Below are 8721 nucleotides of genomic sequence, written 5' to 3'. Positions count from 1 at the left end.
GCTCGCCGCCGTCGGGGCCGGTGATCCGCACGCCGTCGTCCTTGGTCTCGGCGCGCAGGGTGAGCAACTGCCGCCAGGCGCGCGGCTGTTTGGCGCTGGCGACCCGGCCGGTGGTGACGTCCAGCAGGGCCCGGCGGCGGTCGCCCTCGACGCCGTGCTCGTCGATCCGGGCCCGGGAGACCTCCTCGCCGAGCATCGACTTCACGGGGTGGCGGTACAGCGCGGCGACTCTCAACGGTCCAGCTCCTCGGCCCAGGCGGTGAGTTGTGCGAAGTGTTCGGGCCGCAGCCCGCACCGGTGGTCGATCTTCAGGGTGAGTGCCGGGCCCGGGTGGTTGGCGGCGATCCACTCGGTGTCCTGCGGTCCGATCTCGTCGTCGACCCAGGCGAACGGCTGCTGGTCGGCCCACGCCACCAGCTGCCGGGTCTTCCAGTGCAGCCCGTCCGGGTCGCCGTGGTGCATCGACTCCCAGTTCACGTACGGGAACCTGGGCAGCCCGAGCAGCGGTGCCAGGAGCTCGTCCGCCTCCTCCCGCCAGGCCGTCGCCCACACCAGGCTGTACGGCAGCGCCAGCAGGGACGGTCCGTGGTCGGGGTGCAGCCAGACCCGCAGCGGCTTCGGGTTGCGCACGCCCTGGTCGAGCTGCCGTTGGCGCCAGGCGTGCGACTGCACCCGGTGCGTCCGGTAGCCGCCGGGCCGCCGGAACCTGCCGTACGGGGCTATCGGGCCGTCGACGTCCAGCATCAGCAGCGGCCGGTCCGCCATGTACGCCTCCTGGGTGCTCGGTGCTCGGTGCCGGATTCTCTCCCGCACCGGGCCTGCCCGGCCACCGCTTTGCGTCAGGACGGCTGCGCGGCCCGCCAGTTGCGGGCGGCGGCGATGCGGCGGGTGGCGCTGGGGTGGGTGGAGAGGAGCAGTTCGAGGACGCGGGGCGGGTTCGGGTCGGCCACGTTGGCGACGGTGAGGCGGCGCTGCATGGCGATGAACTGCTCGGCGTCACCGGTCAGTTCGAGGGCGTGGCGGTCGGCGCGGGTCTCGATCCGGCGGCTGACCGTGCACTGGGCAGGAGTGCTGGCGGCTCCGAGCAGGGCGGCGAGCGCGGCGAGCAGCGGGAGGGAACGCGGGTCCTGCGGGTGCGCGGCGCCCGCGGCGTCGAGCAGCGGCTGCCAGGCGAGCAGCGCCGCCAGCACCGGCACCACGACGGCCGCGCCGATCGCCCCCAGGACGGTGCCGGTGGCGACGTCGCGGTGCTTGACGTGGCCGAGTTCGTGCGCGGCGACGAGTTCGACCTCGCGCGGGTCGGCGGTCTTCAGCAGGGTGTCGTAGACCACGATCCGCCGGGTCGGGCCGAAGCCGGAGACGTACGCGTTCAGCGCGGTGGTCCGGCGGGACGCGTCGGCGACCAGCACGTCCCGCACCGCGATGCCGTCGCGACGGGCCAACTCCAGCAGGGCGGTGCGCAGTTCGCCGTCCGGCATCGGGGTGAAGCGGTTGAACAGCGGTTCGAACACCAGCGGGTGCAGGAACGACAGCGCCACCGTCAGCAGCGCCGCGGCCAGTGCGCCGGGCGCCCACCAACCGGTCGGCGAGTGCCCGATCAGCGCGTACAGGCCGAGTGCGAGCGGCAGGAACAGCGCCAGGGCCACCGCCGTTCCGCGCACCGCGTCCACCGCCCAGCCCTTCCAGCCCTGGGTGACCAGGCCGAACCGGACGCGGGCGGTGCGGACCCCGGCGGAGAACGGCAGCGTCACCACCCGTCCGAGAAGCACCAGCGCCGCGCTCCCGGCCAGCACCTCGGCCGCCCAACTGCCCCCGAACCACCCGCCGACCGCCGTCACCAGCCCCGCCCCGGCCGCCGTGAACCCGAGCACCGCCGACAGCGCCAGCGAGGCCAGCTGCCCGCCGAGCGCCCACGGCAGCTGGGCCCGCCGCAACGCCCGGCCGCGGGCCAGCTCCTGCGGGGTGAAGTCGCCGGACGGGACGGAGGGCGGTGTGTCGGCCATGGCCCCAGCGTAGTGACCCGGCGCTCCGTCGAACCCCTGCGCGCGCAGCGCCGCCGTGCACCGCGCGACCCGTCATGCCGTCAGGCCGCCGCGCGAAGTGCCGCGGTGAACCACGCGAACACCGGGCCCAGCGACGACGGCACCGGCCAGCCGTTGATCCGGGCCAGCAGCTCCCAGTAGCGCTCCACCCGGGGGTCGCCCGCCACCTCCAGCCTGGTCAGCAGCCAGGCCCGGAGCGCGGCGTCGTCCGGCCGCCCGAACACCTGCGCGTACCGGGCCGTCAGGCCGGCCACCACCTGTCCGGCCCGGGCCGAGTCCGGGGCGACACCGGCCGCCAGCGCCCCGCCGACGACCTCGCGGACCTGTTCGGTCAGCCGGTGGTGCAGCCCGGTGGTGTCGCCGGCGGCGCGCTCCGCGGCCTGGTAGGCGGCCATCCGGCGCAGCGAGGCGCGGAAGTCCTCGTCGCGGGTCAGTTCGGCGAGCTCGGCCCAGGCCGCGACCTGGGCGGGGCCGGGCTCCTCGGGCAGTTCCGGCACGGCCGTGCGGAGCAGTTCCACCAGTTCGGGGTTGGCGTCCGCCGTGCCGAAGGTGTCCTCGACGAACTCCTCGATCATGCGGCGGCGTTCCTCGTCGGACAGCTTCGCCAGTCGGTGCATCATCGCGATCTCCTCTCCTTCGCTTCCCTGTTCGGCGACCGCGCGGAGCACGGCCCGGCGCAGCCGCAGCGTCCGGATCTGCACGTCCAGGGCGTCCGCGTGGGCGCGGGCCACCTCGCCGACCGTGCTCTCCCGGTCCAGCACCCGGCGGACGGTCCCCAGGCCGAGGCCCAACTCGCGCAGGGTGCGCACCAGTTGCAGTCGCGCCACGGCCTGCGCCCCGTACCGGCGGTACCCGGCGGGGCTGCGATCGGTGGACGGCACCAGCCCGGTGTCCGCGTAGTACCGGATGGTCTTCACCGTCAGTCCGGTCCGCCGCGCCAACTCGCCGATCGTCACCAGTTCTTCGCCGTCCATGGCCCCACTGTGGGGTCTCCCCCCACGGGAGACTCAAGCCGAATATTCCTTCGGGTACATCCGTCGGCCCGGCCTACGATGGCCGGATGGTGGGCGAGGAGAGTTTGCGGACAGCGCTGGAGTTCCGTCGCGGGTTCGCCCGTCGGCAGGCCGACGAGGTGGTGGAACTGCCGGGCGGGTTCGCGGTGTTGAGCGAGCGGTACCGGTATTCGCACGAGCACAATCAGCTGCTCCTGGACGTGCCGCCGAGCGGGGTGGACGTCGCGGGGCTGGCCGAGGAGGTGCTGGGGCATCTCGGGCACCGGCGGATCGCGGTCTTCGACGAGGCGGCCGGGCAGGCGCTGGCGCCGGGGCTGGTCGCGGCCGGGTACCAGCACGAGGTGGAGCTGGTGATGGTCCACCGGGGCCCGGTGCCGGCCCCGGGCGGCGCGGAGCAGGTCGAGCTCGCCGAGCTGGCACCGGTGCTGGAGCGCCAGTGGCGCAGCTGGCTGCCGTGGGCGACGGACGACTCGATCGCCCAGCTGGTGTCGCGGCGGACCGCCCGCGAGGCCGGCGCGGACCGGGTGCTGATCCTGGCCGCACGGGACGCGGACGGCGAGTTCGGCGCCTGGGCGGACCTGTACCAGGACGCGGCGGGCACCGCGCAGATCGAGGACCTGGCGACGGCGGAGCACCGCCAGCGCCGCGGCCTCGCGGACCGGGTGCTGACCACGGCCCTGCACCTGGCCGCCGAACAGGCCCCGGACGGCCTGCGTTTCCTGGTCGCGGACGCCGAGGACTGGCCGCAGCAGTGGTACGCCCGCCGCGGTTTCGTGACGGTGGGCCGCACCCACGGCTTCGTCCGGATGTGACGACAGCGACGACGGCGCCCGCCGACCCCCCGAGCAGGGGTTCGGCGGGCGCCGTCGTGCGACGTGCGGCGGATCAGACCTGGCCGGCCTTCTCCAGGGCCTCGCAGCAGGTGTTGATCATCAGGCGGGTGACCACGTACGGGTCGACGTTCGCGTTCGGGCGGCGGTCCTCGATGTAGCCCTTCTGGTCCACCTCGACCTGCCACGGGATGCGGACCGACGCGCCGCGGTTGGAGACGCCGTACGAGTAGACGTTCCACGGGGCGGTCTCGTGCTTGCCGGTCAGGCGGGACTGGATGTCGTCACCGTACTGGTTGACGTGCTCCAGCACCTTCTCCTGGGAAGCGCCGAGCGACTCGCAGGCGGTGATGATGGCCTCGTAGCCCTCGCGCATCGCCTTGGTGGAGAAGTTGGTGTGGGCGCCCGCGCCGTTCCAGTCGCCACGGGCCGGCTTGGCGTCCAGGGTGGCGTCGATGCCGAACTCCTCGGCGGTGCGGTAGAGCAGGTAGCGGGCGATCCACATGTCGTCCGACACGGTCAGCGCGTCGACCGGGCCGATCTGGAACTCCCACTGGCCGGGCATGACCTCGGCGTTGATGCCGCAGATCGCCAGGCCGGCGCCGATGCAGCGGTCGAGGTGCAGCTCGACGATCTCGCGACCGAAGACCTCCTCGGCGCCCACGCCGCAGTAGTAGCCGCCCTGCGGGGCCGGGTAGCCGCCCTCCGGGAAGCCGAGCGGGCGGGAGCCCTTGAAGAAGGTGTACTCCTGCTCGATGCCGAAGATCGACTCCTGGTCGGCGTAGCGCTCGGCGACCTCGCGCAGCAGGGCGCGGTTGTTGGACTCGTGGGGGGTGCCGTCGGTCTCCAGCACCTCGCACAGCACCAGGATGTGCTCGCCGCCGCGGATCGGGTCCGGAACGACGCGCACCGGGTCGAGCACGCGGTCCGAGGCGTGGCCCTCGGCCTGGTTGGTCGAGGAGCCGTCGAAGCCCCAGGTGGGGATCTTGTCCGCGTTCGGCAGGACACGAGTCTTGGAACGCAGCTTCGCGGTCGGCTTGGTGCCGTCGATCCAGATGTACTCGGCCTTGATTGCCATCGCGGTGAACCTCACTGCTCGGGTGGTGGGTGCCCGCGTAGCCTCGCAAGCCGCCGTTTCCCGGTTGTTCCTCCGATGTAACGCCCATGTGAACCAACGGTGCGCAGTGACATGCTCACTGTCCGGGAGGGTCGCTCCCGTTACGCAGGCATGTCACTGGGGCACCGCGGGCGTGCTCAGCGGTGGCGGGCGTGCGCGGCGCGCCGACGACGGGTCATCCACACGGCGGCCCCGCCGGCCACCACCAGCGTGACGCCGCCGGCAGCCAGCGCGGTGGTGCCGGTCGAGCCGGTGTACGCCAGTTCCTCACCGGCGTCCTTCGGCGTCGTCCGGTTCTGCGCCGTCCCCGACACGGCGCCGGACGGGCTCGGCGCGGCGGACGAAGCGGCGGCCGGCGCCACCGCCGCCACCGGCTTCTCGCACGACACCGCGGCGACCGTCACCTTGCCGTCCACCTTGGCGACGTTCAGGTTCAGCGGGTTGATCGACACCTGCACCTCCAGCGCGGAGGCGGCGGCGGTGCTGCTGGTGACGGTCTTCTTCGAGAACTCGACGTCCACCGAGCCGATCGTCGGAACGTCCACGTGGGTGGGCGAGTTGAGGCCCAGCGTCACCGACTTCCCGAGCACCGTGAGCTTCACCGGGGCGGTCACCTTGGCGGTGGGCTGGCCGCCCACCGGGCAGCTGACCTCGGCGCTCATCGCGTCCAGCCCGAGCAGCGTGGTCAGCGGCAGCCCGGGGACGTGCACGTCCGCGCCGACCAACTGCACGGAGGCGGTGGCCTGATTGGCGTCCGTCTTGGTCACGGACTTGCCGACCTGCGCCTTCACCAGGGTCACCGGCTGCCCGTCGGCCACCCCGTCGACCGCCGCGGTGAGCATCGCCCCGTCCCGCTGGGCCGGCGACTCCACCTTGTTCAGCGCCACCTCGACGGGCACCTTCACCGTGTTCAACAGCGTGACGTCCAGGGCGAGTTCGGCCGTCACCGCACGCGCCTTCCCGGGCTTCGCGGGCGTACCGGCGTCGGCGGCGTAGGCCGGCAGCGGAAGCGCGACCGCGAGGGCGGACACGGCCAGGGCGGACACGGCAACCGTGCGCAGAACAGACATGACAGGAACCCCCACACATGGTGAACGGCAGAGCGCACCCGCGACCTCACCCGGCACCACGCACGGGGAGGGGTTCGCGCTCTCGACTGCCGCCAGTCTTCTCGAACCCTGCGTCACCTCAGCAACACGGAGCGTCAGTTCACTCCTTCGGGTGAGGTTGACGATCCGGACTGACCTTTTCCGGAGAGATTCCGGCACGCATCGGAGCCTTCCCAGCGGGAAAGGGCGCGAGCCCGTCCGGACGCCACCGGCAACCGGCCACCCGTCAGCCGTCCCAGCGGCGCAGCCGCAAGAAGCCGAGGGCCTGCGCGGCGGCCGTCCAGACCAACAGCACCAGCAAGCACCGGAGTTGGTCGTGGGAGCCCACCGTGAGCAGCTCGGCGCCGGCCCGGTCCGGCAGGTAGTGGGCGAGCTGCCGGGTCGCGCCGAGCGGCGACAGCAGGTGCGAGCCGGCCAGCACCATGGGCAGCAGGACGACCAGCGGGACGACCGCGTTGCGCGCCGCCGCGGCGAGGCCGGCCGCCCAGGTGGCGCCGAGCACCAGCACCTCGTGCTCGCGGCGGGTCAGCCCGACCAGCCGCGGCTCGGGCCGGGCCGGGCCGGCGTTCCGGGACACGTCCGCGATCAACCGCCGGGTCACCGTCGGCGACAGGATGCCCTCCCCCGCCGCGACGGTCCGGATCCCCGCCACCAGGTCGGCCGGTGTGGCGTCCTTCAGCAGGAAGCCGCCGGCCCCCGCCCGGAGCGCCGGATACACGTACTCGTCCAGGTCGAACATGGTCAGCGCCAGCACCCGGACACCCGCCGACTCCGGATCGGAACAGATCTCCCGGGTGGCGGCGATGCCGTCGAGCACCGGCATCCGAAGGTCCATCAGCACGACATCCGGCCGCAGTTCCCGCGCGAGCCGGACGGCCGCCGCCCCGTCGGCGGCCTCCCCCGCGGCCACCAGACCGGGCGTGGAATCCACCAACAGCCGGAAACTGCCGCGCAGCAGCGCCTGGTCGTCCGCGATCAGCACCCGAATCGTGTCGGCCATGGCCCCACTGTATGCGCCGCGTTGCCGCTGCCCGGCCCGGTCTTCGGATCGCGGGCGACAACGCCGAACACTTCGCCGCCGCGCTACGAGCGGGACCGGAGCCTTCACTCTCGGGAGGACAACGGCTTCAGCTGGTCAAGTGCTTGTTCACTCCAGATGATCTTGCCGGTTTCGGTGTAGCGGGTGCCCCATCGGTCGGCGAGTTGGGCGACGAGGAAGAGTCCGCGTCCGCCCTCGTCGGTGGTGGCGGCGTAGCGCAGGTGGGGTGCGGTGCTGGTTCCGTCGGAGACCTCGCAGACGAGGGCGGCGTCGCGGATCAGGCGCACGTGGATGGGTGGGGCGCCGTAGCGGACGGCGTTGGTGACCAGTTCGCTGAGGATGAGTTCGGTGGCGAAGGCTTCTTCCTCGATGCCCCAGGCGTCGAGTTGGTCGTTGACCGCCGCGCGCACGTGGGCGACTGCGGCGGGGTCCTGGGGGACGTCCCATTCGGCGATGCTGCCGGGGCTGAGGGTGCGGGTGCGGGCGACCAGGAGGGTGACGTCGTCGTTCTGGTGGGCGGGCGGCAGGCGGCGCAGGACGGCGGTGCAGGTCTCCTCCGGGGTGCGGTGCGGGCGGGCAACGGTCTCACGCAGCAGCTGGAGGCCGCTCTCGATGTCCTGCTCGCGGCTCTCGATGAGTCCGTCGGTGTAGAGGACCAGGAGGCTGCCCGGCGGCAGGTCGATCCGGGCGGTCTCGTAAGGCAGAGCGGTCAGGCCGAGAGGGTGCCCCTGGGGGATGTCCGGGTAGTAGGCGCTGCCGTCGGGGTGGACGACGACGGGCGGCGGATGGCCGGCGGTGGCCAGCGTGCAGTGACCGGCGGTGGGGTCGTAGATGGCGTACAGGCAGGTGGCGCCGGTGATGGTGTCCTCTTCGTCGGCGGTTTCCCGGTCGATGCGTTGGACGAGTTCGTCGAGGTGGCCGAGGAGTTCGTCCGGGGGGATGTCGAGAGCGGAGAAGTTGTGGACGGCGGTGCGCAGGCGGCCCATCGTCGCGGCGGCGTGGATCCCGTGTCCGACGACGTCACCGACGACGAGGGCGGCCCGGGTGCCGGGCAAGGGGATCACGTCGTACCAGTCGCCGCCGGCCCCTTCCTGGGCGGGCAGGTAGCGGTGGGCGACCTCAAGGGCGGCTTGCGGCAGCAGTTCACCGGGCAGCAGGCGGCGTTGGAGGGTGGCAGCGAGCGTGTGCTCGCGGGTGTATCGGCGGGCGTTGTCGATGCACAGGGCGGCGTGTGCGGTGAGATCCTCGGCGACGGAGCGGTCGTCCTCCTCGAAGGGTGCCGTGGTGTCGGCGCGCCAGAACTCGGCCACCCCGAGCATGATGCCGCGGGCCAGCAGCGGGGCCGCGATCATCGAGTGCACGCCGTAGTCCATCAGGGCGCGGGCGGCGGGCGGATCCTGTCCCTGCCACGCGGCGTCGTCGATGAGACGGGATGCGAGCCTGGAGCGTCCGGTGCCCAGGCTCCAGCCCTGGGGAGTGGCCCGGCCGAAGGCGATGGTGCGGCCGAGCGGGAAGAAGGGGGCGTCGTCGCGGATGCCGCCGATCGCAACGCGGACCACCTGACGGCAGTC

The 8721-nt window shown here is 72.8% G+C and carries 9 protein-coding genes; 1 reads left to right on the top strand and 8 read right to left on the bottom strand.

Annotated features, from left to right (window positions below; all coding sequences use genetic code 11):
* The 4 genes from IEZ12_RS38445 to IEZ12_RS15440 form a co-directional block, all read right to left on the bottom strand.
* Nucleotides 1–235: MOSC N-terminal beta barrel domain-containing protein (locus IEZ12_RS38445; RefSeq protein WP_229847560.1), on the bottom strand; the 235-nt coding region annotated here is incomplete at its 3' end.
* Nucleotides 232–765: a hypothetical protein gene (locus tag IEZ12_RS15450; protein ID WP_189272557.1), complete on the bottom strand. Its 534-nt coding sequence runs from the start codon at nt 763–765 to the stop codon at nt 232–234. The genes IEZ12_RS15450 and IEZ12_RS38445, both read right to left, overlap by 4 nt.
* 74 nt (nt 766–839) lie before the next feature.
* On the bottom strand, nt 840–2003 hold the full coding sequence (locus tag IEZ12_RS15445; RefSeq protein WP_189272556.1) for a M48 family metallopeptidase: 1164 nt from the start codon (nt 2001–2003) through the stop codon (nt 840–842).
* A gap of 80 nt (nt 2004–2083) precedes the next feature.
* On the bottom strand, nt 2084–3016 hold the full coding sequence (locus IEZ12_RS15440; protein WP_189272555.1) for a MerR family transcriptional regulator: 933 nt from the start codon (nt 3014–3016) through the stop codon (nt 2084–2086).
* Nucleotides 3017–3102: 86 nt separating this feature from the next.
* Here IEZ12_RS15440 and IEZ12_RS15435 point away from each other — a divergent pair, with 86 nt between their 5' ends.
* Nucleotides 3103–3867: a GNAT family N-acetyltransferase gene (locus tag IEZ12_RS15435; RefSeq protein ID WP_189272554.1), complete on the top strand. Its 765-nt coding sequence runs from the start codon at nt 3103–3105 to the stop codon at nt 3865–3867.
* 73 nt (nt 3868–3940) lie between these two features.
* On the opposite strand, the gene glnII is transcribed toward IEZ12_RS15435, so the two are convergent.
* The 4 genes from glnII to IEZ12_RS38440 form a co-directional block, all read right to left on the bottom strand.
* Nucleotides 3941–4963, bottom strand: a complete 1023-nt coding sequence (gene glnII, locus IEZ12_RS15430; protein ID WP_189272553.1) for a glutamine synthetase GlnII — start codon at nt 4961–4963, stop codon at nt 3941–3943.
* A 176-nt stretch (nt 4964–5139) separates the two neighbouring features.
* On the bottom strand, nt 5140–6072 hold the full coding sequence (locus IEZ12_RS15425; protein WP_189272552.1) for an SCO1860 family LAETG-anchored protein: 933 nt from the start codon (nt 6070–6072) through the stop codon (nt 5140–5142).
* A gap of 265 nt (nt 6073–6337) precedes the next feature.
* Entirely contained in the window at nt 6338–7111 is a 774-nt protein-coding gene (locus IEZ12_RS15420; protein WP_189272551.1) for a response regulator, read from the bottom strand.
* 104 nt (nt 7112–7215) lie between these two features.
* Nucleotides 7216–8721 (bottom strand): SpoIIE family protein phosphatase (locus IEZ12_RS38440; RefSeq protein ID WP_229847559.1); only part of this gene is annotated, 1506 nt, incomplete at its 5' end.

Source organism: Kitasatospora griseola (assembly GCF_014648555.1).
GTDB classification, from domain to species: Bacteria; Actinomycetota; Actinomycetes; order Streptomycetales; family Streptomycetaceae; genus Kitasatospora; species Kitasatospora griseola.
This window is presented reverse-complemented; position numbering and strand designations above follow the sequence as displayed.